General features: G+C 59.3%; 19 protein-coding genes. 5 read left to right on the top strand and 14 right to left on the bottom strand.

The window, feature by feature from the left end; genetic code table 11:
- Nucleotides 1-220: 220 nt before the first annotated feature.
- The 3 genes from alr to BQ5361_RS06810 all read left to right on the top strand — a co-directional run bounded on the left by alr (nucleotide 221) and on the right by BQ5361_RS06810 (nucleotide 4,221).
- A complete protein-coding gene (gene alr / locus BQ5361_RS06820; RefSeq protein WP_035472202.1) occupies nucleotides 221-2,605 on the top strand; it encodes an alanine racemase in 2,385 nt (794 codons plus the stop codon).
- 84 nt (nucleotides 2,606-2,689) lie between these two features.
- Nucleotides 2,690-3,397 (top strand): SAM-dependent methyltransferase, encoded by a 708-nt coding sequence (locus tag BQ5361_RS06815; protein ID WP_035472383.1) that lies wholly within the window; start codon nucleotides 2,690-2,692, stop codon nucleotides 3,395-3,397.
- Between the two features lie 188 nt (nucleotides 3,398-3,585).
- Entirely contained in the window at nucleotides 3,586-4,221 is a 636-nt protein-coding gene (locus BQ5361_RS06810; protein ID WP_022064026.1) for a peroxiredoxin, read from the top strand.
- 99 nt (nucleotides 4,222-4,320) lie between these two features.
- Here the strand turns inward: BQ5361_RS06810 and topA are convergent, their stop codons facing one another.
- The 9 genes from topA to BQ5361_RS06765 form a co-directional block, all read right to left on the bottom strand.
- Nucleotides 4,321-6,660, bottom strand: a complete 2,340-nt coding sequence (topA, locus tag BQ5361_RS06805; protein WP_052130986.1) for a type I DNA topoisomerase — start codon at nucleotides 6,658-6,660, stop codon at nucleotides 4,321-4,323.
- A 73-nt stretch (nucleotides 6,661-6,733) separates the two neighbouring features.
- Nucleotides 6,734-8,215, bottom strand: a complete 1,482-nt coding sequence (locus BQ5361_RS06800; RefSeq protein ID WP_035472205.1) for a DUF4270 family protein — start codon at nucleotides 8,213-8,215, stop codon at nucleotides 6,734-6,736.
- Nucleotides 8,196-9,011, bottom strand: a complete 816-nt coding sequence (locus tag BQ5361_RS06795; protein ID WP_022064029.1) for a glycogen/starch synthase — start codon at nucleotides 9,009-9,011, stop codon at nucleotides 8,196-8,198. Before BQ5361_RS06795 ends, BQ5361_RS06800 begins: the two co-directional genes overlap by 20 nt.
- A 191-nt stretch (nucleotides 9,012-9,202) precedes the next feature.
- On the bottom strand, nucleotides 9,203-10,252 hold the full coding sequence (queA, locus tag BQ5361_RS06790; protein WP_022064030.1) for a tRNA preQ1(34) S-adenosylmethionine ribosyltransferase-isomerase QueA: 1,050 nt from the start codon (nucleotides 10,250-10,252) through the stop codon (nucleotides 9,203-9,205).
- Between the two features lie 243 nt (nucleotides 10,253-10,495).
- On the bottom strand, nucleotides 10,496-11,194 hold the full coding sequence (gene truB / locus BQ5361_RS06785) for a tRNA pseudouridine(55) synthase TruB (protein WP_022064031.1): 699 nt from the start codon (nucleotides 11,192-11,194) through the stop codon (nucleotides 10,496-10,498).
- A 39-nt stretch (nucleotides 11,195-11,233) separates the two neighbouring features.
- Entirely contained in the window at nucleotides 11,234-12,022 is a 789-nt protein-coding gene (locus tag BQ5361_RS06780) for an undecaprenyl-diphosphate phosphatase (protein WP_035472211.1), read from the bottom strand.
- A 6-nt stretch (nucleotides 12,023-12,028) separates the two neighbouring features.
- Complete coding sequence (locus tag BQ5361_RS06775; protein WP_257526251.1) at nucleotides 12,029-12,241, bottom strand: DUF3098 domain-containing protein; 213 nt, start codon at nucleotides 12,239-12,241, stop codon at nucleotides 12,029-12,031.
- 154 nt (nucleotides 12,242-12,395) lie between these two features.
- On the bottom strand, nucleotides 12,396-13,280 hold the full coding sequence (locus tag BQ5361_RS06770; protein WP_022064034.1) for a cell division protein FtsX: 885 nt from the start codon (nucleotides 13,278-13,280) through the stop codon (nucleotides 12,396-12,398).
- A 36-nt stretch (nucleotides 13,281-13,316) separates the two neighbouring features.
- Entirely contained in the window at nucleotides 13,317-15,818 is a 2,502-nt protein-coding gene (locus BQ5361_RS06765) for a YfhO family protein (RefSeq protein WP_035472214.1), read from the bottom strand.
- Between the two features lie 211 nt (nucleotides 15,819-16,029).
- Between BQ5361_RS06765 and BQ5361_RS06760 the strand changes: the two genes are divergently transcribed.
- Nucleotides 16,030-17,010, top strand: a complete 981-nt coding sequence (locus BQ5361_RS06760; RefSeq protein ID WP_022064036.1) for a polyprenyl synthetase family protein — start codon at nucleotides 16,030-16,032, stop codon at nucleotides 17,008-17,010.
- 575 nt (nucleotides 17,011-17,585) lie between these two features.
- Here BQ5361_RS06760 and BQ5361_RS06755 read toward each other — a convergent pair.
- The 3 genes from BQ5361_RS06755 to BQ5361_RS06745 form a co-directional block, all read right to left on the bottom strand.
- A complete protein-coding gene (locus BQ5361_RS06755) occupies nucleotides 17,586-18,173 on the bottom strand; it encodes a hypothetical protein (RefSeq protein ID WP_035472217.1) in 588 nt (195 codons plus the stop codon).
- Nucleotides 18,174-18,412: 239 nt separating this feature from the next.
- Nucleotides 18,413-19,399 carry a BACON domain-containing protein gene (locus BQ5361_RS06750; RefSeq protein WP_035472220.1) on the bottom strand — a complete coding sequence of 329 codons (987 nt, stop codon included), beginning with the start codon at nucleotides 19,397-19,399 and terminating at the stop codon, nucleotides 18,413-18,415.
- 271 nt (nucleotides 19,400-19,670) lie between these two features.
- Complete coding sequence (locus BQ5361_RS06745) at nucleotides 19,671-21,122, bottom strand: aminoacyl-histidine dipeptidase (protein WP_035472389.1); 1,452 nt, start codon at nucleotides 21,120-21,122, stop codon at nucleotides 19,671-19,673.
- A 204-nt stretch (nucleotides 21,123-21,326) separates the two neighbouring features.
- Here BQ5361_RS06745 and ispF point away from each other — a divergent pair, with 204 nt between their 5' ends.
- Nucleotides 21,327-21,827, top strand: a complete 501-nt coding sequence (gene ispF, locus BQ5361_RS06740; RefSeq protein WP_022064040.1) for a 2-C-methyl-D-erythritol 2,4-cyclodiphosphate synthase — start codon at nucleotides 21,327-21,329, stop codon at nucleotides 21,825-21,827.
- A gap of 195 nt (nucleotides 21,828-22,022) precedes the next feature.
- Here ispF and BQ5361_RS06735 read toward each other — a convergent pair whose 3' ends face one another.
- Together BQ5361_RS06735 and BQ5361_RS06730 are read right to left on the bottom strand one after the other, a co-directional pair.
- Nucleotides 22,023-23,522, bottom strand: coding sequence for a WG repeat-containing protein (locus BQ5361_RS06735; protein ID WP_035472223.1), 1,500 nt, complete (start codon nucleotides 23,520-23,522; stop codon nucleotides 22,023-22,025).
- The gene (locus tag BQ5361_RS06730) at nucleotides 23,519-24,382 is read right to left on the bottom strand and encodes a vWA domain-containing protein (protein WP_035472226.1); all 864 of its coding nucleotides are present in this window, start codon (nucleotides 24,380-24,382) and stop codon (nucleotides 23,519-23,521) included. The genes BQ5361_RS06735 and BQ5361_RS06730 overlap by 4 nt, the downstream gene beginning before the upstream one ends.
- Between the last annotated feature and the right edge of the window lie 80 nt (nucleotides 24,383-24,462).

Here is a 24,462-nt window from a genome sequence, read left to right as displayed (position 1 = left end):
GCGAAATAAAATAGCGCAGCAGGGGATAAGGCGCGTCAAAAAGTGCTATTTTAGCGGCATCCGCGCAAGACGGGTCGCGGCGCACTTTCTCCCTGTCGGCAGTTGCCGCCGTGCGTGCGGATGTGGCGGGGGCGGATGCGGTTTTCCGGTGCGAAAATTGTACGGAAAAAATTTTTGGCAGCGGTTTCGGTCCGGGAAGTAGAAAAGAATAATGTAAGTGATGGAGTATTCTGTAAGCGAGATAGCCGCGATATGCGGAGGCACGTTCTGCGGCGAGGATGTCACTGTCCGCAGCGTGATGGCCGACAGCCGTCGGAGTGTTGCCAGGGATGGAGCCGCGCTCTTCGTGGCGATACGGGGCCGCAACCACGACGGCCATGACCACATCGGCGAACTGTACCGCCGGGGAGTGCGCGGTTTCATGGTGGAGCGCGAGGTGGACGCTTCGGCCTGGCCGGGTGCAGGATTCGTGCGTGTGAACAAGTCGCTGGCCGGACTGCAGGCCCTGGCGGCTCATTACAGACTGTCGTTCAGCGGAACGGTAGTCGGTATCACCGGTTCCAGCGGGAAGACCACCGTGAAGGAGTGGATAGCGCAGGCCGCCCCGGAGGGAGTGTCGCTTTTCCGCAGTCCGCGCAGCTACAATTCCCAGCTCGGCGTGCCGCTTTCGATATTGATGATGACCGGAAACGAGGACATCGCCCTCATCGAGGCGGGCATATCGCGTCCGGGAGAGATGGACCGGCTGGCGGCCATTATCCGGCCCGACGTAGGGGTGTTTACCCATCTCGGTCCGGAGCACGGCGAGAATTTCCAGTCCGACCGTCAGAAGATGCGGGAGAAGGCTCAGCTTTTCGCGACATGCCGCAGCATCGTCTACTGCGGCGGCGAGCCGCTGATAGAGGAGGCGCTGCGGGCGAAAGCACCCGAAGCGGAGCTGCGCGATGCCCTGCCTTACGAATGTCTGCTTCCCGAGGAGGGGGAAGACGGGGTGGCCCGCCGCAACAAGGCGCTCGTGACCGCTTTTTACGATGCGGTGGGGGTGCCGCCCGCGACGGTCGTTCCGAAGCTTTCCGAGCTGCAGCCCGTGGCCGTGCGGCTCGGCATGCGGGAGGGAATCGCCGGTTCCATCATCGTGACAGACATGAACAATACCGACGCCAATTCGCTGCCGATGGCGCTCGACTATTTGACCGGAGTGGCCGGCAGCCGCGAGAAGGTACTTATCATGTCGGACATTCCCTTCAGCCCCATGCCCGACTGGGAACTTTACGGCAAAGTGGGCGCCATGGTCAGGAGTGCCGGTATCGGACGGTTCGTCGGCGTCGGCGAACGTATCTCGGCGTGCCGCGACGCGTTCGGTGCGGGGAGTGAGTTCTACCGCACGGCGGAGGAGTTTATCCGTCACTGTACGCAGGACAGCATAGCGGGCCGGGCCATCCTGCTGCGCGGCAACTCCGACACGGGGGTCATCCGCATCCTGCATCAACTCGACCGCCGCAGCCATACGACTGTGCTGGAGGTGGACCTCGACGCCATGAGGCACAACCTCAATCACTACCGTGCGCTGGTGGGCGACGGGGTGAAGATGATGGCCATGGTGAAAGCGTCGTGTTACGGCAACGGAAATTTCGAAGTGGCGGACATGCTCGACAAACAGGGGGTGAACTACCTTGCGGTGGCTTTCGCCGACGAAGGAGTGACGCTGCGTGAGAAGGGTATCGCCATGCCGATAGTGGTGCTGAATGCCGATTCGGACAGTTTTGCGCTGATGGTAGCCAACCGTCTCGAACCGGAGATATACAATTTCCGGTCGCTGGAGCGTTTCATCGCGGCCGTGCGGGATGCCGGGGAGACCTCCTGGCCCGTACACATCAAGATAGACACCGGGATGCACCGCCTCGGATTCCGGATGGAGGATATGCCAGAGCTGGCCGCCTTTCTGCGGCGCGAAGCGGGTGCCGTAGCCGCAAGGTCGGTATTTTCCCATCTGGCGGCGGCCGACATGCCCGAAGAGGACGGCTTCACCCGTTCGCAGATAGACTATTTCCGGCGGACGGTGCAGGCGCTTGCCGACGGTCTGGGTTACCGTCCCCTGATGCACATCCTGAATACGGCCGGCATGGAGCGTTTCCCGGAGGCGCGGTTCGACATGTGCCGTCTCGGTATCGGACTCTATGGCGTCAGTTGTACGGAGGGGGAGGCGCTGCGTCCGGTGAGCCGGCTGCTGACGCGCATCGTGCAGGTGAAGGAACTGGCGCAGTCGGAGACGGTGGGGTATGGCCGCAGCGGAAAGCTCGCGCGCGATTCGCGGCTGGCAACCATTCCGATAGGGTATGCGGACGGACTTGACCGCCGGCTCGGATGCGGAAACTGGAGCGTGCTCGTGAACGGCAGGCCGGCTCCGATTGTGGGGCGCATCTGCATGGACAGCTGCATGGTGGACGTGACGGGAATGAACGTTTCGGAGGGTGATGAGGTGACCGTATTCGGCAGCACGCCAGGCAATACCGTTTCGGATATGGCTGTTCTGCTGGGTACCATTCCCTATGAAATCATGACCTCCGTGTCGGAACGGGTAAAGCGTATCTATCTGAAAGAGTAAAATGGAACCTGCCGGCCTCTCCGCACGGCGTGCCGCGGCGGGGAATAGGGAGACCGGGCGCCGGTGTTCGAATGGAGCGGAGAGATGGCCTCTTACGGAAAACTTTATATGATACCGTGCCCGATAGGGACGGATTACGGCGTCCTTCCGGAGGCGAACCGGCCGGTAGTGGAGGCGCTCGACTATTTCATCGTGGAGAATGTACGTTCGGCCCGCCGTTTCCTCGGGCGCGGAGGGATGGGGCGCACGGTAGAGGAGCTGACCTTCGTGGAGTGCAACGAACACACCCGTCCCGAGGAACTTCCGTCCATGCTGGAACCGCTATTCGGCGGCAGGGATGCCGGATTCATATCCGAAGCCGGAGTTCCCGGCGTAGCCGACCCAGGTGCGGAGATAGCAGCGCTGTGCCACCGGGCGGGTATCCGGGTGGTGCCGTTGGTCGGTCCCTCTTCCATCCTGTTGGCGCTGATGGCCTCCGGGCAGAACGGGCAGTCGTTTGCTTTCAACGGCTATCTTCCCGTCAAGCCGCCGGAGCGGGCAAAAGCCCTGCGGATGTATGAAAAAAGGGCATTGGGTGAGGGACAGTCGCAGCTCTTCATCGAAGCGCCCTACCGCAATGCGAAACTGCTGGAGGAGATGCTCGCAGTGCTTTCGCCCCATACGCGCCTGACGGTGGCAGCCGACATCACTGCATCCTCCGAATTCATTCTTACCCTGCCGGTAGCCGTATGGCATTCCAGGCCGAGGCCCGACCTCAACAAGCGGCCTGCCATCTTCATCATCGGTCGGTAATCATCCTTGCACCGTTTTCGGGAGGCGGCGGGACTTTTTGCTTTTCCCCTTTCCGAAGGTATGTTTTTTGCTTATGAGTATATAAGAAATAACAATCGTGGATTGTGCTCTTGTTTGTTATTCTTATAGTAAGAGTCTGTATCTTTGTATCGGATAAACCGGAATCATTCATTAAAACATAAGGAGATATGAAATCTTTGATAGGAAAAAAGGCGCCTGCCATCCGTGCGACGGCGGTAGTGAACGGAAACGAGATTGTACAGGACTTCACCCTCGGCCAGTACGAGGGGAAAAAGTATGTGGTATTGTTTTTCTACCCGATGGATTTTACGTTCGTGTGCCCGACGGAGCTGCATGCGTTCCAGGAGAAACTGGGCGAATTCGAGGCCCGCGGCGTACAGGTAGTAGGCTGTTCGGTTGATTCGGAGTATTCCCACCTGGCCTGGCTCGGCCAGCCCAGAAACAGAGGCGGTATCGAAGGGGTGAAGTATCCGATAATCGCCGATACGACGAAAACCATCTCCGAGAATTACGGCGTCCTCGGTGGAGAGTATCTGTCGGGTGAAGAGGATGAACTCCTGTTCGAGGGCGGTGCTCCCGTAGCCTACCGCGGGCTTTTCCTTATCGACAAGGGCGGTATCGTAAGGCATATGGTCATCAACGACCTGCCGCTGGGGCGCAGTGTCGATGAAGTCATCCGCATGGTCGATGCACTCCAGCACTTCGAAGAGTACGGCGAAGTCTGTCCCGCCAACTGGGCCAAAGGCAAGGATGCGATGAGTGCGACGGGGGCCGGTGTGTCGGATTACCTGAGCAGGCATTAATCGGCAGCGGCGGGAGCCGCGGCGTACCGTTTATGCGAGAGGCTGTACCTGAAGGTACAGCCTCTCTGTCGTATCGTGTCCGCTTTCGGTTTCGGACCTTTATTTTTTGGATTTCGCCATGATGTCCCTGACCTGTTCCAGCGTGAGCGTTGCCGGGTCGGTATCTTTCGGGATGCGGTAGTTTTTGCCGCCGGATGCGATGTAGGGACCGTAACGGCCGTTCAGTACCTTTATCTCCGGTTCGGCATCGAAGACCTTGATGGGCTCTTTCGATGCCTTGGCGGCACTCTCTTTTTCATGGATAAGCTCTACGGCACGTTCCAGCGTGACGGAGTAGGGGTCGTCCTTTCTGGGCAGCGAGGTGAATTTGCCGTCGTAGCGGATGTAGGGGCCGTACCTCCCGATTGATACGACCACCTCTTTGCCGTCCAGCTCGCCCAGCGTGCGCGGAAGCTCGAAGAGGGCCAACGCTTCGTCGAGGGTGATGGTGGCAATCAGTTGGTCTTTCTTCATGCTGGCATAGCGCGGTTTCTCCTCGTCGTCCGCGCTCCCTATCTGTACGATGGGACCGTAACGGCCGATGCGTGCCGAAACCTGTTTGCCGCTTTTGGGGTCCGTTCCCAGAATGCGTTCCCGGCCGCTGCGGTCGGGAAGCTCTTCGAGCGCCTTTTCCACGGTGGGATGGAAGGCGGTGTAGAACTCCCGAATCATGTTGGTCCATTCCTTGCCTCCTTCCGCTATCTCGTCGAACTCCTTCTCCACGTTGGCCGTGAAGTTGTAGTCGAGTATCTCCTCGAAATGTTTGTCGAGATAATCATTGACAATCATGCCGATGTCGGTAGGCGTCAGCTTGGCCTTCTCCCGGCCGGTGGTTTCCGAAAGCTCTTTCGAGCTGATTTTGCCCTTTTCGAGCCGGATGAGCCGGTAGCTGCGTTTGGTTCCCTGCTTGTTCTGCTTGATGACGTATCCCCGGTTGATGATGGTGGAGATGGTCGGCGCATAGGTGGACGGCCGGCCGATGCCGAGCTCTTCGAGCCGTCGCACCAGCGATGCCTCGCTGTAACGGAACGGAGGCTGGGTGAAGCGTTCCGTGGCTGATATATCCTGATAGCTCAGTCCGTCGCCCGCTTTCAGTTCGGGCAGCGTATTCTCCTGTCCCTCCTCCGTTTCATCTTCTACGGTTTCGGAGTAGAGCCTGAGGAAACCGTCGAACAGGATGACCTCGCCCGTAGCGGTGAACTTGTGGGGCGATTCTCCGGCTGCGATGGATACCACCGTCTTCTCTATCCGTGCCGGCGACATCTGCGAAGCCACCGTACGTTTCCATATCAGGTCGTAGAGACGTTTCTCTTCCGGCGAGCCCTCTATCTGCTGGCGGTTGAGATAGGAGGGGCGAATGGCTTCGTGGGCCTCCTGCGCTCCCTTGCTTTTGGTCTTGTATTTCCGGGCGCTGCTGTACTCCTCTCCGAACATCTTGATTATCTCCTCCCGGGCGGCTGCGATGGCCTGCGAGGAGAGGTTCTGGGAATCGGTACGCATGTAGGTGATGTAACCGTTTTCGTAAAGCCGCTGGGCGACGGCCATCGTCTGCGATACCGACATGCCGAGCTTGCGTCCCGCCTCCTGCTGGAGTGTGGATGTGGTGAACGGCCCGGCCGGGTGGCGTTCGGCAGGTTTGCTTTCGCTGCTGAGTACCCGGAAGTCGGCCTCCCTGCACGTCCCGAGGAATCCTTCAGCCTCTTCGGCCGAATCGAACCGCCGGTCGAGCTCCGCCTTGAAAAGGGTTTTGGCAGGGTCGTCCGTGCGGTAGAACCGGGCAGTGACCCGATAGTAGGGGGTGCTTCGAAAATTCATTATCTCGCGCTCGCGCTCGACGATGAGGCGCACTGCGACGCTTTGGACTCTTCCGGCCGAGAGCGACGGTTTGACCTTCTTCCAGAGTACCGGCGAGAGTTCGAATCCGACCAGCCGGTCGAGTACACGCCGTGCCTGCTGCGCATTGACGAGGTTCATGTCGATGGTGCGCGGATTCTCGATGGCGGCCATGATGGCGCTCTTGGTAATTTCGTGGAAAACGATGCGCCGCGTCTGGTCTACCGGCAGGCCGAGCACCTGTGTCAGGTGCCAGGCGATGGCTTCCCCTTCGCGGTCTTCATCGGATGCGAGCCAAACCCGTTCGGCCTCCTTCGCACTCTTGGCGAGCGATTCGACGAGTTTCTTCTTGTCGGGCGATATCTCGTAATCGGGTTTGAAGTTGTCGTCTATGGCGATGCCGAGCTCCTTTTTCGAGAGGTCGCGGATGTGACCGTAGCTCGACATGACGGTGTAGTCCTTGCCGAGGAATTTTTCGATGGTTTTCGCCTTTGCCGGAGACTCGACGATGACGAGGTTTTCGTGTGTCTTCTTCGTGTCAGTATTGCGTTGTTTCTCCTGCGCCATAACTTTCTGCGCTTGTGTGAATTTGATTAAAACAAGAACCTAAAGGCATCCTTTAGGTTCGTTACTCTGTCGTTCATTCGCCGTCCGGCTCGATGAGGGTGTATGTTATCTTGACTCTGACCGGTTTGTCGCTGTCTGCCGCCAGAAGGACCGACGTATTGTCGGCGAAGGGCTCGTAGGGCGTGTAGGTAGGGGCCAGCGTCAACTGCCTGCTCTCTTCGTCGTCGTGCTGCAAGGCGTGCTGCAGGAACGAGGTGATGTCCATTCGGTAGTATCCCTTGCCGGGGTTGCGGTTCAGCGTACCGTCGTAGGGTATCGTGAGGCTCCCCGTGGAGGCGTCCGATATATAGTAATCCGGGATAACGGTCATGCTGCCGTAATCGGAGTAACTGCCGAGTTTTTGGAACGCCTTGTCGTATGCTTCCGTTGTCTCTCCTTCCAGCCATACGAACATGTGTGCCTGGTTGATGTACAGTCCGTAATCCTCCGATGGCTTGAGGGCGTTCATGGCGTCGAAGAAACCGTCCGGGAATTTCAGCGTCGCTGTCACGCCGCCGAGTCCCTGCACGTAGACCGTTTCGTCGGCGGCTACCTCCCCTCCGTTCTGCACCCCTTCGAGCGGCGTACCCGTGTAGTCGTGGCGGATGCTTGCCACCGACATCGTTTTGAGTCCGTCGGCGTCGGAGAAGTACCACTGCATGTAGGCCGTGACCTCTTTTTCTTTGTTGTCGTCGTCGAGGTCTATCTCCCACTGGTCCCTCTCCCGCTGGAAGTAAAAGTTCATGTTGCAGTTCGGAAGGTAGTTGGCATATATCGCTGCATTGGCAGGAGTTCCGGGAGCCTGAGCGATGACGAACCCCTTGTATTTCCGCAGGAATTCGTAAGCCTTGTCGGAGTAGAAGAGGGTGGTGTCTGCGGCCGCCAGTTCGTCGAGCAGCAACTGTCCCTGCGGAAGGATATCGAGCTTTATCTCTTCGATTTCATCCGGTTCGCCCGAATATTCGAAGCTGAACAGCGGTTCACTGTCGATATGGTCTTCGTAGCGGAACGAATGGTAGTATATCGTGTCCGTCGTATAGGCGAGCGAATCGCGGAGCCGGTAGATGTTGAAAGTCTGCCGTACGGAAGGGTCGCCGCATACGTACTTCATGTTGACGATGAGCTTGACCGAGTCGAACGGCGACTTGCGGTTCTTGAAGAAGTTCGGGGTAAGCGCCTGAGCGGGCAGCCCCGAAAATACGGAAGCCGCCACGGTCTTGCCGAAGAAACTCTCCTCCGCCGAACCGATATAACCTACGTTGACGTTCATGGCACCGCGCATGTGTTTGGTCGAGGCCCGCAGCCCGATGGAATCCGTATAGGTCTGGAACGCCCTTATCCGTTCGCCTTCGCCAAGTCCGAGTGTGTCGATGTGGATGGAAAGCTTCTCCCCTCCGCCGGGAATGAGACCGGCTCCCAGCGTATCGTCCACCGAGGTGCAGGCTACCGACAGCACGAAGGCCGACAGGAGGGCCGTCGCTGCGGAGAGGTATCTCTTATTGTAAAAGCTCTTCATAGAATTTCTGGTAATTGTCGAGATAGTCGGCGGCATCCGAAGGCTGCCAGGGAAGAAGCACTTTTCCCGTTCCTTCCAGTGCTGCCGTTATCAGCGGAGAGGGATGCTCGGTACGCATGACCACGCCGTCCGCATAGTCTATAACGAGTTTCATCAGGTTTTCGTATGAAGGGGAGTCGAGCAGTGCCAGTTTCGGGTCTTTTATTCCTTCGTTCTCTATCTTTTTCCTGAATCCGGCATCGAGCGTTCCCGGAAAGGCATCGTCGTAAATCGAGACGGCTATCTTCAGGTTCTGGAACATGGGGTCGTCGGCGAAGGTGTTGCGCAGGTAGATGGGCATGACCGCCGAGAACCATCCGTGGCAGTGTACGACGGTGGGCTCCCACCGCAGTTTGCGTACCGTTTCGAGTACGCCCCGGGCGAAGAATATGGCTCGTTCGTCGTTGTCCGGAAACATTCCGTCCGTTGCAGGGTCGCGGAGTACGGCCTTGCGTGCGAAATAGTCGTCGTTGTCGATGAAATAAATCTGTACCCTTGCCGAGGGTATCGAAGCTACCTTGATGATGAGCTGATGGTCGTTGTCGTCTATGATGAGGTTCATGCCCGAAAGGCGGATGACTTCATGGAGCTGGTTGCGTCTTTCGTTTATGACCCCGTAACGCGGCATGAACGTCCTCGTTTCATTGCCCCGTTCCTGCATGGCCTGAACCAACAGCCTGCATTCGGACGAGATTTCGGTCGGCGGTAGATAAGGGGTTATCTCCTGACAAACGTACAATATTTTGGAACCTGCCATTACCGGAAACTTAAAATACTCACAAAGATACGAATTAATTTCCAATGAAACCGGACGTGTCGGATAAAAAAGATTCCCCTCGGGAAGTCTTTTCCCGTGCAATCGTTTGTTTCTGAATGCGATGCGTGCGGGGTTGCAACCCCGCACGCATCGCATTCGCTCCGGCCGGTGCCGTGGGGAAGTCGTTCCCGTCAGAGCAGCAGCATGGCGTCGCCGTAGGTGCCGAAACGGTAGCCTTCCTCTATCGCCACCTTGTAGGCGTGCATGACAGTTTCGTAGCCGCCGAATGCTGCGACGAGCATCAACTGCGTCGAACAGGGGAGGTGGAAGTTGGAGACCATCGAGTCGGCCACGCTGAAATCGTAGGGACAGAAGATGAATTTGTTCGTCCATCCGTCGCACGGTTTCAGCATGCCGTTGGTCGATACGCTGCTTTCGATGGCCCGCTGGACGGTCGTCCCTATCGCACAGACGCGGTGCCCTCCCTCCTTGGCGCGGTTCACTTTGGCAGCCGCCTCTTCGGGGATATGCACCTGCTCCGAATCCATCTTGTGTTTCGTGAGGTCTTCCACATCCACGGTGCGGAAGTTGCCGAGCCCGACGTGCAGTGTTATCATGGCCGATTCGATGCCTTTGATTTCGAGGCGTTTCATGAGGTGTTTGCTGAAGTGCAGACCCGCCGTAGGGGCGGCTACCGCCCCCTCTTCGGTGGCGAATATCGTCTGATAGCGCTCTTCGTCAATCGGCTCCACCTTGTCGCGTATCCATTTGGGGAGGGGTGTTTCGCCGAGTTTGTAGAGTGCGGCCCGGAACTCCTCATAGGTGCCGTCGAACAGGAAGCGGAGCGTGCGTCCGCGCGAGGTGGTGTTGTCTATCACTTCGGCCACCAGCAGGTCGTCGTCGCCGAAGTAGAGTTTGTTGCCTATGCGTATCTTCCTTGCCGGGTCCACGAGTACGTCCCACAGGCGCAGGTCGCGGTTCAGTTCTCTCAGCAGGAAGATTTCTATTTCCGCGCCTGTCTTCTCCTTGTTCCCGTAGAGCCTTGCGGGGAAAACCTTCGTGTTGTTGAAGATGAAGACGTCCTTTTCGTTGAAGTAGTCGATGATCTCCTTGAAGATGCGGTGCTCTATCTTGCCTGTTTTGCGTTCTACCACCATAAGCCGCGATTCGTCGCGGTTGTCGGCAGGATATTTCGCCAGCAGTTCCGGCGAAAAGTTGTAATTGTACTGTGAAAGTTTCATCCTTTATTCCCGGGAATTTATATAGCGATGTTTTGTCGTAAGCAACGTTGCGGCTTCTGTACAAACAGGGACCGAATAATTATTATACGAAAAAAAAACGGGTTTGTTTCACCCGTGCCGTTTTTTCCGTCAGTACCCGTGCTTCCCGCCCGGACAGGCTCCGGCGGTTGCCGCTGCATCCGGTGCTGTACATGGCTGGCCGTGCATCTCCTGCAGTTTCGGAAGTCTCCGATTCGATAACGGTTATTTCAGGATGTTTATTATTTCGTCCATGGAGTATCCCTCCTCGGCAGTGAACCGGCCGCTGCGTGTCCGGCGGAGCGAGGTGAGGTAGGCCCCGCTGCCGAGTGCTTCGCCTATTTCGCGGGCGAGCGAACGGATGTAGGTACCCTTGCTGCACACCACCCGTATCCTGATGCGGGGCAGGTCGTATTCGAGCAGCTCCATGGCGTAGATGTTGATTGGGGCAGCCCGGAGTTTCACCTCTTCGCCTTCGCGGGCGTATTCGTAGGCACGCTGCCCGTCGATTTTCTTGGCGGAGTAAAGCGGCGGCATCTGCAGCCGTTCGCCGGTCAGGGCGGCGAGGGCCTGTTCCACCTCTTCACGCGTGATGTGTTCCCAGGGATAGGCGGCATCCTCCGGATGTTCCATGTCGAAACTCGGAGTGGTCGCGCCGAGTTTCATTTCCGCCACATACTCCTTCTCCTCGGCCTGCAACGCTTCCACTGATTTGGTGGCTTTGCCGAGGCATACGACGAGTACGCCCGTGGCGAGCGGGTCGAGCGTGCCCGCATGGCCGACCTTCAGGTTCCGCAGTCCATTGTGGCGGAGCATGAACTTGACTTTGCGTACCACGTCGGTGGATGTCCAGCCCAGCGGTTTGTCCACGACGAGCACGTATCCCTCCCTGAAATTTGTCTCTTTGGAAAATGGTTCTTTCAATTCCGCTTGTTTTGTGTTTGGGTCAATGTCGTCCGCAGCCTAATGGAAAATGCCGAATCCGATGGAAAGAAGGCCGACGGCGACGCAGTAGACGGCGAACCAGGTGAGTTTGCCCCGGTTCACGATGCGAATCATCCAGCGGCAGGCGAGCGTACCGGTGAGGTAGGCCGCGGCGAAACCGCCCACGAGCTGCCACGTCCCGATGCCTTCTCCTCCCGTCGGCGCACCAATCAGCTCCAGCAGGTTCATGCCGATGATGGGAACGAGCACCATGAGGAAAGAGAATTTGGAGACTTCGCTCCGCTGTACTCCCAGCAGCAGACCGGTGGAGATGGTCGTGCCCGAGCGCGACAGACCGGGCAGGACGGCCAGTGCCTGTGCGAGGCCGATGATGAATGCGTTTTTGGGCGTTATCGTTCCGGTGCGCGGTTTGGCAAGTCCTGCAAAGGTCAGCAGGCACGCCGTGACGAGCAGCATGATGCCCACCAGCACCAGATTGGAGGTGAAGAGTCCCTCGATGGCGTCCTTGAAGAAGAAGCCGACGACGGCAATGGGTATCATGGAGATGAGCAGGTTGATGACATATCGGGTCTCTTCGTTCATCCGGAATCGGAACAGCCCTTTGAACAGCTCCACTATCTGACGGAAAAAGACGGTGATGGTGCTCAGCACGGTAGCCGCATGCACCGCCATGGTGAACTGCAGGTTGCTTTCGGCCTCTATGCCGAACAGGTAGTTGGCGATTTCGAGGTGGCCGCTGCTGCTGACCGGCAGGAACTCCGTGAGCCCCTGCAGGATGCCCATGATGATGGCTTCAAGTACCGACATGACTCTCTACTCCTTGAATTTTTTCATGATGGCGAACAGCTCGAATCCGAATCCGGCGAGTACCACCACCGGAGCGAGCGTGATGCGCCGAAAGCTGAACATCGAGTAGTCGAATACGTTCGGGTCGTCGCTGCCGCCTCCGCTCATCAGGATGAAACCGAGAATGATGATTCCCAGTCCGATGAGCATGAAAAGGTAGTTTTTGCGTCCGAGCGGCATGCGGGCCTCCGCCTCTTTCCGCTGTTCGGCTCCGTTTTTCGATGCGGCCGGTGCGCCGCCTTTTCCCTTTGTCGTCTGTGCCATATCTTACATATATTGACTCTGATTTTTCCGTCGTTTTCCCGTGCCGGAATGCCGCATCGGCCCCGGTGAATCAGTAGAGATTGATTTTCGTGGTGTTCATCCGGACGAATTTGTTCACCGCGAAGAGGGTGAACAGCGCCGATATCAGAATCCCCAGCAGCAGCATACCGCAGAGGACGTAATAGACCGGTCGGCTCTCCGCCAGAAAGGTCACTTCGGGGAGCCCTTCGCCGAGTCCCGCCACGAGCGCGAGGAACATCGCCGCGGCGATGAGCCATGCGTAGACGCCGTGGAGGATGCTGCGCAGAAGGAACGGTTTCATGATGAACCATTTGGAAGCCCCGACGAGCTTCATCGTATTTATCAGGTAGCGTTTGGAATAGATGGTCAGGCGGATGGTGTTGTTGAGCAGGATGAGTGCAATGACCAGCAGGGCGCCTCCGAAGAGCAGCAGGACGAGATTGAACTTGTTGATGTTGGAGCCTATCTGTTCCACCACGGCCCGCTGATAGACCACCTCTTCGATGCCGTTCCAGGAAGCGGCCTCCTTTTCGAACTTGCGGACATAATCCTTGTCGGAATACTGTGCGTGCAGTTTCACTTCGTAGGCATCGGGCAGGGGATTGAAGGCGAGAAACTCCACGAAGTCGCTTCCTATCTGTTCCTTGAAATTCTCCGCAGCCACTGCCTTGGGGACGAATGTCACCTCCTTGACGGCCTCGTGGGCACCTAGCTCCCGGCCTATTTCGGCAATCCGTTCGTCGGACGTGCCCTGCTTTATCATCAGATGGATGGCCACGTTCTCCTTCATCAGGTCGGTGGCCCGGACGGCGTTGAATATGAGGTAGCCGACGCTTCCGAGCAGGAACAGTACGAGTGCGATGCTTATCGTGGAAATGATGTACGAGTTGCGTACTTTACGCCTGAGGCTTTTCGTGTTTTCGGCTTTAGCCATGGTTTGATACGGTGTTTGTTGTCCCTTCCCGTCTTCTTACGCTTCCGGGAGGATATTATTGTTCTCGTTCCGGTCTTTTTTACGCCGGTCGTCCCATACCGCATAGATTGCCGTTGCGGCGAATCCGATGAGGATGATGAGCGAGCCTGCGAGTGTCACGGCCGATGCCTCGCGGAACTTCGGCGCACGGAAGACGAACTCCACGGTGTGGTGTCCGGCCGGCAGCGCCATGGCCCGCAGTACGTAGTCGGCCCGGAAGTAGGGCGCCTCCGTGCCGTCCACATAGGCTTTCCAGCCCTTGTCGTAATATATTTCGGAAAATACGGCGATGCCTTCCGTTGCCGAATCGTATTCGTAGGTGAGCCGGTTCACCCGGTAGTCGGTCAGCCGGATGGAGGCGGCGGTGTCTGCCGTGCCGGTGACCGGCAGCCGGTCGGTGAAACGCCGGTCGGCCACGGCCTGCCGTTTGGTGTCGATGCGGTTCAGCGCATCAATCTCTTCGTTCGGGGTATCCGACGGTATCACCTCCGCAACGAACCATGCGGCCCCGTTGGCGTCGGGATTGAACTGCGCTTCCAGCCGTCCGGACATCTCCGGAACGATGAAATAGCGCGTGTTGAGCATGTTGTAGACCTCCATGTTCATCGGTACGAGATGCCGGTCGATGAGGTCCTGATAGCGCTGCAGTTTGGCACCGTGGTATCCTCCGACGGAGCGGTGGAAGTAGGAGGTCGTGGCGTCGCTGAAGGTGTTCACCGCAAAGTTGGCCACCCGATATCCCGGTGTGGTATCTTTCAGTATCTCCTTGTCCGCCTCCGTGGGATAGAGTTGCGTGCGCCGTGCCGGAACGAAGTCGTCCCACGAGAGGTAGCGCAGGTCTACGGGAATGAGGTCGAGGCAGACCAGCCCTGCGAAGCATGCGGTCAGGATACCCCGTTTCATCCGCCCTTTGGCATAGAGCAGCACGAGGCCGGCCGAGACGAGGACGAAGAGCAGCGAGCGCCAGGCGTCGGCGCGGAGCATCTTCGCCCGTTCGGCGCTCATGGCGTCCGATACGTAATCGGCGAACTGACGCGCCCCGGCTTCGTTGAAGCCGGAGTGGGCGGCGATATTGTAGAGCAGCGGGTAGTCTCCCGGAGCGGAGAAACCGAACATCTTCGGTCCGAAAAGGGCGAAGAGCAGGGCGATGCCACCCGTGATGCCGGTCGCCCATGCGAGCCCGCGGCGTATTTTCCGTGCAGGGATTTCGCCTTTCCAGAGTTCCGAGAGCAGCAGGCAGGCCAGCAGGGGAAAGGTCCACTGGACGATGACGAGGGCCGTCGAGACCGCGCGGAACTTGTTGTAGCCGGGCAGTATTTTGAAGCAGAGTTCCGTGAACCACATCATGTTGCTGCCCCACGAGAGGAAGAGGGCGAGGAGGCTCACTGCCAGCAGCCACCATTTCCGGCTGCCGCGCAGAACGAACAGGCCGAGCACGGCGAGGAACACCACCGCGGCGCCGAGGTAGGTGGGGCCGGCCGTACCGGGCTGGTCGCCCCAGTAGGTGCCGATGGGCAGGTCGGCGGGACGGGCACCGAAATTGGCGAGAACTTCGGCCACCGGGCCGTCCGGCGAGAAGGGTTGTGCCGACGAACCTCCCATGAGGTTCGGGATGAACAGGTTGAAACTCTCCGTGCGGCCGTAGCTCCAGGCCGTGGCGTATTCGAGATCCAGCCCCCGCTGTGCCGCTTTGCCGCCGGCATCCCCCTCGGCGAGTTCCGAGCCGCCCCGCGTGGTGTCGGCGGCGTGCTGTGCGGTGAAGTAGAGCGGTGCGAAGTTGGACCCTACCGCCAGTACGGCGGCCAGCAGGAGCGCCCCCGACGCCTTCCAGAAACGCGGAAGCACCCGATGTCTGTACGACCGGACGAATTCGTTTATCAGCAGCGCGACGATGACCAGCAGGAAGTAGTAGGTGATTTGCGGGTGGTTGGCCGATATTTCGAGCGAAGCGGCCAGCGCCGCCAGCGCGACCCCGAACCACAGGTGCCGTCCGCGGTAGGTGTAGACGATGGCTCCTATCAGCAGGGGGATGTAGGCCATGGCCCACACCTTGGAGATGTGGCCGGCTCCGATGATGAGTATCGTGTAGGTCGAAAAACCGTAGGCGAGTGCCGGAACGATGCCTACCCACGGGTTCACTTTCCACAGCAGCGTCATGAGCCAGAAGCAGAGCATGGCCGTGAAGATGAGCACGGCCGGTTCGCCCATCGCCCGCACGGGCAGCTTCGAGGCGTGGCGGATGAGCCATGCCGGTACCTTGAAGTCAATCATGTAGGAGGGCATACCGCTGAAGGAACTGCCCGTCCACTGGGGGTCTTCGCCGTATTGCTCTACGTGCCGTTCGATGTCGGCACTCGCTCCGACGTACTGGGTGACGTCGTGCATGTCGAGTTTCTCCCCGCTGAACTGGGGGGCGAAGTAGAGCATCGATACCAACAGGAATATGACGGGGGCCGCGACGTATGGCAGCCAGCGGAAGGATTTCCCTTTTTTGTCCATAACGGGCTTGTGTTTTCGTATCCCGCAAAGTAACGAAAAATAGTTGAGATTATGAACTGCGGTATCCCGGCTATTGTGTCCTGTTGGCGTATTTCCCGGTGCCGGAGCGGGGTTTTTCGACGGAAATGTGCGTAAAATATCTCCGAAGGGGAGGACGCAGGCGGATTCTCTCGGAATTTTGCACTACCTTTGTGCGTTCGGTCGGAACGGCATGGATAGGTTGAGTGAAATAAGGGAACCGCTCGAAAAGGTGTTCGGGGAGTATGAGGAGTTCATGAAACGGGCCCTGTACAGCGACAACAGGTTCGTCGCGGGCATCATGGATTATATCGTCTCTTCGCGCGGCAAGGGTATCCGGCCCTTGCTGGTCTTTCTCTGTGCCGGTATCCATTCCCGGTTCGGAATCGGCAAGCGGGCCTATCTGGCCGCCCTGATGGTGGAGATGATACACAACGCCTCGCTCGTTCACGACGACGTGGTGGACGGTTCCGATACGCGCCACGGCAAGCCTACGGTGCATCACCGATGGGACGCGCGCGTTTCGGTGCTTTCCGGCGATTATATCCTCGCACGGAGCTATTCGCTCGGCATGCAGAGTGCCCAGTTCGACATCGTATCCTATATTACGGCCGGCATTTCCGAACTTGTTGAGGGCGAGCTCATTCAGAGCGAGCTCAACGGTAGCCGCCGCGTCTCGCGCGAGGCATACCTCGACATCATCTTCAAGAAAACGGCTATCTTGATGGGGGTCAGCAGCGGCGCGGGAGCCATGGCTGCGGGGGCTGCTGCCACGGAGGTGGGGATGGCCCGTCAGATAGGACTTGATTTGGGGATGGCCTTTCAGATTAAGGACGATATCCTCGATTATGCACCCTCCGAACAGACCGGCAAGTCCTCCTGCGCCGACCTGCGCGAAGGGAAGGTCACGCTTCCGCTGATAGCCATTTTCGAACGGTGCGGCGACGAAGAACGAGCACGCATCATGGAGAAAGTGAAAGCTGCGGGCGAAAATCCCGGGCTTATCGAAGAAATCTCGTCGTTCGTCCGCCGCGAAGGGGGTATCGAGGCCGCCGAGAGTGTCATGGAGGAGTACCTCGGGCGGGCTCGCAGCATCATTGTCACCTATCCCGATTCCGTTTACCGCCGTTCGCTCGAACTGCTCTGCGACTACATCGGCGACCGGGAGCGGTAACCGGCGGATTCCTTTTTTCGGCGGAGCCGTATTCGTCCTGAATCCTTGAATTTTCCGTTTTTGTTTCTTCTTCTGTGACGGGGTGCCCTGTGCAGGTTCGTTGCTTTTTGTGGTGATGTCCGGCGTTTTCCGGTCATTGTCATACGCCGTGGGGCGTTTGTCGTCCTGCAATGTGTCGCTGCGCGGAGTGACTTTGCGGTCGGGTGGAGGATTCCGCTGACAGATGCCGGAGTATGTCCGTCGGTTACGGTCGGCCGGTCGTAATGATACGCGCGGCGGGAGGCGTGTCTGTCGGGAGCAGTCCCGTATCGGATGGGGTATATGGGGCGTGTGGCAGGCTGCGGTATGCTTGGGGATGGCGTTTCCGGGGGTGCCGGTCGGCGCAGTGAGACGGACTTACGGGGAATGGTCAGGAGGTTGCGGCGGCATGCGGTCGATACCGATATGGCAAGATGTGTTGCCGCGTTCGAATCGCTGTGCGGGATGGTTAGAGAGAAAGACAATGCCGCTTGCCGGGGGCGGGTGCTGCCGGACCGGATGTGCGGGGATGCTCTCCGTCGCGGAGGGGCGGCCCGTCAGGGCAGCCAGCCGATGAGGCTGTCGCCGCGGTGCGCCTCGCGCCAGGCCGTGAGGCCGGCATAATCCCTCACTCCGCCGGAGAGTACTGCCGCGTAATATTCCGCTCCGATGACGGACTCCGTGTCGGGGGTTTCGTATTTGAGCCGCAGAATGGCGTCGCGCGTCTCTTCGGTCAGGACGGCGCCGATGCGTGAGGCCATGCGTTCGGCGAAGCCATCGTAGGCCGAACCGCGCCGGATGTGTATCATGTCCATTTTCCACATGCGTCCGTCCCGGTCGCGGTAGGCGGCGTGCCATTCGATGCACTCCTCTTCGGTGTCGATGAGATTGGTGTATTCCATCCGGACGATGCCCGGATGCGAGGCGATTCGGGCCGCCGCCCGGAAACTCTCCTTTATCGACAGCGTATCGGTGTAGACGTGCATGTCGATGTCCAGCTTCTTCATCATCAGCCCCGTGGAGAGGCTGCCGATGAGGTTCGCCTGTGCTCCGATTGCCTCCCAGCTTTCGACCAGCTGCGTTTCGGCGATTATCTCCCGGCCCCGTCGCTGATTGGCTTCGGCCATCTTTCTGTAATCTTCCATTGTCGTTGCTTTTTGCGGGGCGCAAAGATATGGAAAATCGGGGAAAAAGGTCCGTTCGGTAGTTGCCCGATGTAAAAATCGGAGCGTATTTTGGGGACGGATAGCAGGAAATTCGATGACTACGGTCGGACGACAGCGTTCATTCCGCTCTCCGACCGTAACGACCAGGCCGTATCGTGTGCTGATATCGGTGGATGTGCAGGAGCGTTTAGCTGGAAGTCGTTTCGATGGCGAGCAATTTATATTTCCGCAGCCTGCTGTGTAATTGAGAAGGTTACTGCGGAGGTGCCGCATGTGAAGGTAATCTCGGCTGCCCGTTGTACTGGGGCTGCGTTTTCAGCGACGGTTATGGTGAGGGAGTGTTCTCCGGCTTCGCCCGCGGCCTGTGAGAGGACAATCCATTCGACCCCATCGGTTATTTCTGCCTGCCATGGGCCGGAAGCGGAGAATGTGAGGTCGATTTCGCCGCCTGCTGCGGGGAGGGTCAGGGTCTGCGGGGTACCGTCCGGAAATGTGATGGTTTCCGTTGCCTGCTGTGTAATTAAGATGGTTACTGCGGAGGTGCCGCATGTGAAGGTAATCTCGGCTGCCCGTTGTACCGGGGCTGCGTTTTCAGCGACGGTTACGGTGAGGGAGTGTTCTCCGGCTTCGCCCGCGGCCTGTGAGAGGACAATCCATTCGACCCCATCGGTTATTTCTGCCTGCCATGGGCCGGAAGCGGAGAATGTGAGGTCGATTTCGCCGCCTGCTGCGGGGAGGGTCAGGGTCTGCGGGGTACCGTCGGCAAATATGAGCGAATCTTCGTCTTCGTCTTCATCTTCGTCCCCGGTGCCGTTTCCGCTGTCGTCCGTCGCTTTTTGCGTGATTCTTGCTTGGACCTCGTCCTTTCCGCAGGTAATCGTTATGAGTGCGGTGCGGTCCGAGTTGTTTTCGTTTGGAAGCAGTGCGATGTGCATGGAGTAGGTTCCGCCTTCGTCCCCGCTTTCGGGCGATACGGAGAGCCATTCGGGAATGCGTTCCTCGCCCGGTTGGGATATTGCAGCCTGCCAGGCATCCTGGGTGATGAAGTCGATGGTGGTTTCCCCTTCGGTGCTTTCGGCAGAGACGGTTTGTATGAGCTGCGAGGTGTCCGGTACGCTGATTTGTCGGTCGAGCAGCGATTGCAGTTGTTCGCATCCGGTCAGTAGCAGGAGTGCCGATACGCTTGTCAGGTACAATCTTTTCATAAGGTTTAATCAGTTACTGTACGAGAGCCGGTCGGGTTCTCGGAAATCGTGTTCAAGGCGCGAAATTAGCGTTTCGGATGATAAAAGTCAATATTATAAATAATTGTAAATTCCATTGTTCGGCCGTTAGTGTCGGAAAGATGCGGGATGTAGGGGAGGAATGCAACCGTCCGCCGGTACGTTGTCCCGGCAGGCATGGGTCGAATCGACATGCAAAAAACAGGGGCCCCGTTCATTACGGGGCCCCTGACATAGGAACGTGTCGCAACCGTCAGAGCGTCCGGAGGATTTCGATAAGGAATTTCCAGAATTTGTCTACGGTCGCTATTTCGAGGCGTTCGTCGGGCGAGTGTACGCCGCGCAGCGTCGGGCCGACCGATATCATTTCGAGCTTCGGATATTTTTCGAGGAAGAGTCCACACTCCAGCCCCGCGTGGATGGCGCGTACTTTGGGCTGTGTGCCGAACAGGTGTTCGTAAGCCGCCTCCGCAATTTGGAGCAGGCGGCTCGACGGGTCGGGGTTCCAGCCGGGATAACCTTCGCCGTGCTCGACTTCGGCACCGGCCAGCCGGAAGGCCGCTCCGACGGTGGCTGCGGCATCGGCCTTGGCGCTCTCCACCGAGGAACGCTGCGAGGAGGTCACGACGATGCGCCCTCCGTCGGCGAACTTGACCGATGCGAGGTTGGTGGAGGTTTCCACGAGGCCAGGCATTGAACGGCTCATGGCGAGCACGCCGTTGGCCACGCCCTGCAGGGCGAGCAGCAGAGAGCGCTGGGTGCCGGCATCGATGACCGTCGCCGGTTTGCCGGCCTCCCTGACCTCCAGCCGGACGCCCGCGTCCGTATATTTATACTCTTCGGCGAAGGTCGCGGCGAACTGTCCGGCCAGTCGGCGCATCTCGTCCGCTTGCCCGGCCGGGACGCCGAATACCGCATGCGCTTCGCGCGGAATGGCGTTGCGCAGATTACCCCCGTCGAACGAGGCCAGACGCAGGTCCATACGTTCCGTTCCGGCCAGCAGCAGGCGCGTGAGCAGCTTGTTGGAGTTGCCGAGTCCGTCGTTGATGTTGTCGCCCGAATGGCCGCCTTTGAGACCGGAGATGTCGGCCTGCATCCAGGTCATCCCTTCCGGGGCGGGTTCTTCGCGGTAGCGGAAAGTCGCTACCGTATCGACGCCGCCGGCGCAGCCGATGAAAATCTCGCCGTCGTCTTCCGAGTCGAGGTTGATGAGGTAGCGGCCCGAGAGCATGTCGCTGCCGAGGTTGAACGCACCGGTAAGGCCCGTCTCCTCGTCCACCGTGAATAACGCTTCGAGGTCGGGATGCTCTACACCCTCGGCCGTGATGAGTGCCAGGGCGGTGGCCATGCCGATGCCGTCGTCGGCACCGAGCGTCGTGCCGCGCGCCTTCACCCATTCGCCGTCGATGTAGGGCTGTATCGGGTCGGTCATGAAGTCGAAGGCGACGTCGGCGTTCTTCTCGCACACCATGTCCATGTGGCTCTGGAGCACGACGGTGGGTTTGCCGGCCATCGAAGGCGTGGCTTTCTTGTACATCACGATGTTGCCGGCCGTGTCTTTCCTGTAGTCGAGACTGTGTTTTCTGGCGAACCCTTCCAGGTAGGCGATGATTTTCTCCTCTTTTTTGGAGGGTCGGGGAACCTGAGTGATTTCGTCGAAGATTTCCCATACGGCCCTCGGTTCGAGCCTGCTGATTTCTGACATAGCTTTTGCGTTTTTGCGGCCCTGCGGCATGCGGTGCCGGCCTCTTGCGGCGGGGTGTTCCGGCCGGAGAGCAGCACGCTCCTGTGCAGCGCCTTGATTATCATTTAATATGTTGTTTCGGGATTTTAGCCTTTTCCCGCCGTCGGCAAGGAAATGTAAAAATAGTGAAAATATGCGTAACTTGCAATCCTCAAACTGACTGTTATGGATAGGACTTTTGCCGATTGCCTCCGGGTGGGGCACGGTTATGACGTGCATGCCCTCGCGCCGGGGCTGCGCCTGAGGCTTTGCGGAGTCGACCTGGAGCACGACAGGGGATGCGTGGCCCATTCGGACGGCGACGTGGCCGTGCATGCGCTGTGCGATGCCCTGCTCGGTGCCGCCGCTCTGGGCGATATCGGGCTCCATTTTCCGGATACGGCGGCGGAGTATGCCGGGATAGACAGCATGGTGCTGCTGGAACGGTGTATGGAACTGCTGGCCGGTGAAGGATTCGGTGTGGTGAATGCCGATGTGACCATCGCCATGCAGCGTCCTCGGCTGCGTCCCCACATCGATGCCATGCGCCGGAGGCTGGCCGGCGTGCTGGGCGTGGATGTTTCTCGTGTGTCGGTCAAGGCGACCACGACCGAACGGCTCGGCTTCGTCGGCCGCGAGGAGGGGGTGGAGGCCAATGCCGTGGTGCTGATAGCCCGGCAGAAATGACGGCTGCATAGCCGGAAAGCTCCGGCCGCAGGGCTGTATCTTCCGTGTGTTTGCCCTCTTTTCGTATTGCGGCATATCTCTTTCGGTTGCCTGTCGCGGGCGGTTGTCTGCGGGCCGGGCGGAATGCGGGCGTGTGTTGTCTCCGGAAAGCCCGTTTGCGTCGGGCCTGTCCGTTGCCGCCGTGTACGTCGGCTGTTATTTTATCCGTCGTCCTTCCCGGTCGATGAAGTATGCGGTATGGCCGGTGCGGACGAGTGCCCGGCCGTCGCTGAAGGAGAAAGCCTCCTCGTAACGCAGCTCCGTGACGGGTTGGCCGGTCAGGTCGATGAACCCGAACCGCTCCCTGCGCCGGACAAGGAGCGTCCCCTCCGCCGGCGGAGCCATCCAGTCGTATCCGGAGGCCGTCAGCCGCTTTCCGCACCGGTCGTAGAGATTCCATTCGCCGTCAAGGCAGGCCGCCGCCACGTTCCATTCGCCGTACCATTCGAGCGCTTCGAAGCGCGGTTCCATGACAAATCCGCCGCTGCGGTCTATCAGACCGACCCCGCCGGTATTTCCCGCGGCGGCCCGGCCTTCGTAAAATTCGTCCGCCCGGGTGAACACCGGAGCTGTCAGTGGCCGCAGTTCCGCGTCGGCGTATCCCCACAGGCCGTTTTTACAGTAGCGCACGACCGTGTCGGCCGGACGTCCGATGTGCTCGCATGTCTCGGTATCGAGGAGTATCGTCTGCGGGCCGGCTGTTTCCGTTGCCGTGTAGGGTACGGTGATATCGTGTGCCGTGGCGTGAGCGGAGGTATTCGCTGCCGTTTCCAGCAGCGCTTCCAACAACGGCATGGGGGCGAAGGGCAGTGCGGCCAGCGTATCGAGCAGTGCGGCGGTCTCTTCGGGGCCGGGTGACCGGAGCAGTTCCGGCGGAAGCGCGTGTAGGGGAGGGGTACTGTCTGCTGCGGCGGCTGCCGCGATGCGTATCAGGGGCGTATTCCGGTCGAATTCGGCCTGTGTAAAGAGTGCCGGCAGCCACGCCTCTGCTGTCGGGGAGGTCCACAGCATATGGAAGAGCGGCGGCATACAGGCCGAAACATAGACGGCGAGGGAGAGCCGCAGCAATGCCGAACGGTCGTTTCGGGCGTCGCGGCTGTGGCTGTGGAGACAGCGGATGGCCGTGGGCCGGCCGTCGGCAGTGACGAGGATGTTGGCCGTTTTGAGGTGTCCGTGTACGATACCTTCGGCATCGAATGTCCGGTACATTTCGGCCACGCTCTCCAGCAGACGGCGGAGGATGGAGGCTCCGTTACGGTCGAGGTGGGTGCGGACGAAATCGGGGAGCCGGAGGGCGCCGGGCGGGAGCCGTTCGAGCAGAAGGTCGGTACGTTGCGGGGTTCCCGTACCGTCGAAGAAGAGCATCTCTTCGTACAGGTATTCGTAGGGGGCGATGAAGAACCTTTCACCGCCTTTGGGAAAGGGATGTTCCTGTGCGTTACGGCGCAGGCGCGTATTCTCGCCGAGGGAGAACCTGAGCAGACAGGGCGTACCGTCGGCTTCCGCCTCGAAATCCGCCGTTTCCGCCGTGACGGTGAAGCGGGGTACGCCGTTTGTGTCCGTGACGGGGGTTACCCCGGAGAGCCTGCGGAACCTTCCCTGCGGATGGAGCAGGCTTTCGGCGATGGCGGCTATGGTCGGACCCGGTCGCGTCATATCACGAAGGAGGAGCTGGCCGTACCGATGGCCAGCATGGCGAAGAGCTCTTCCACGGGACAGTTGTAGCCGACCGCCCGGAACGGCGGGCAGGCTCCGGGGCGCGAGGCGAGTATCAGGTCGTCGTAACAGGCGGGTAGCTCGCTCGACATGTCGTAGAGCAGGTCGGCATACCGGATGTAGGGGAGTTCCTCCCTGTTCGAGGGGAAGCACTGTGCGGAGGTCTGCGTGCCGCTTCCGGCCAGGTGGATGTTGAAAAGAAGGACATTCCCGTCGCGTGTGGCGACGGATTTGATGCTGCCGGCTTCGGCGAGCAGGGTTTGCGGCGTGGCATCGGAAGCTTCGCCGTCGGTGATGTTGAGGACGATGGGCGGAAAGCTGTCGCGGTTGCGGGGGACGGCACACCACGCTCCTGCCAGTACGGCGGCTGCCGACAGTGCTCTGCACATGGGGGTGTCGCCGTTCGCTTCGGGGGTTATCCACTGCCGCTGTCCGATTTCCACCGCCGTCTGTCTTCCGCCGGGCAGCGTGCGCAGCATACGGCGCTGCTGCACCGGCGCAGGCAGACGGACGAGGTCGCCGATGCCGATGAACCGTTCCCGGTCGCCGGCGGGGAGCAAGGGCTGCACTCCGCTGCCGGAGTATCCGAGAACGGCGATGTCGAAGTAATCCCTTATTCCGTCGTCGCGCCGGGAGCGGTGGATGAGTTCGCCGAGCAGCATGTTGATGATGCAGGCGACCGCTTCGGCCTTTCGCATGACCTGCCCGCCGAACCGTGTCTCTTCGGCCATGGAGCCGGAGCGGTCGCAGAGGATGATGAATGCCGTCCGGTGTTCTCGGGTTATCTTTGCCTTGTACATCGTATGTTGTTGGTTTGTCGCGTGTCTTCCTTGCCGGACCGGCCGGGTTCTGTCCGTTTCCTGTCGCACGGTATCCGGCA

This window comes from Tidjanibacter massiliensis (assembly GCF_900104605.1).
In the GTDB taxonomy this organism is placed as follows: Bacteria; Bacteroidota; Bacteroidia; order Bacteroidales; family Rikenellaceae; genus Tidjanibacter; species Tidjanibacter inops.
Note: the sequence above shows the minus strand (reverse complement) of the source record. Positions and strands in the feature narration are given on the sequence as shown.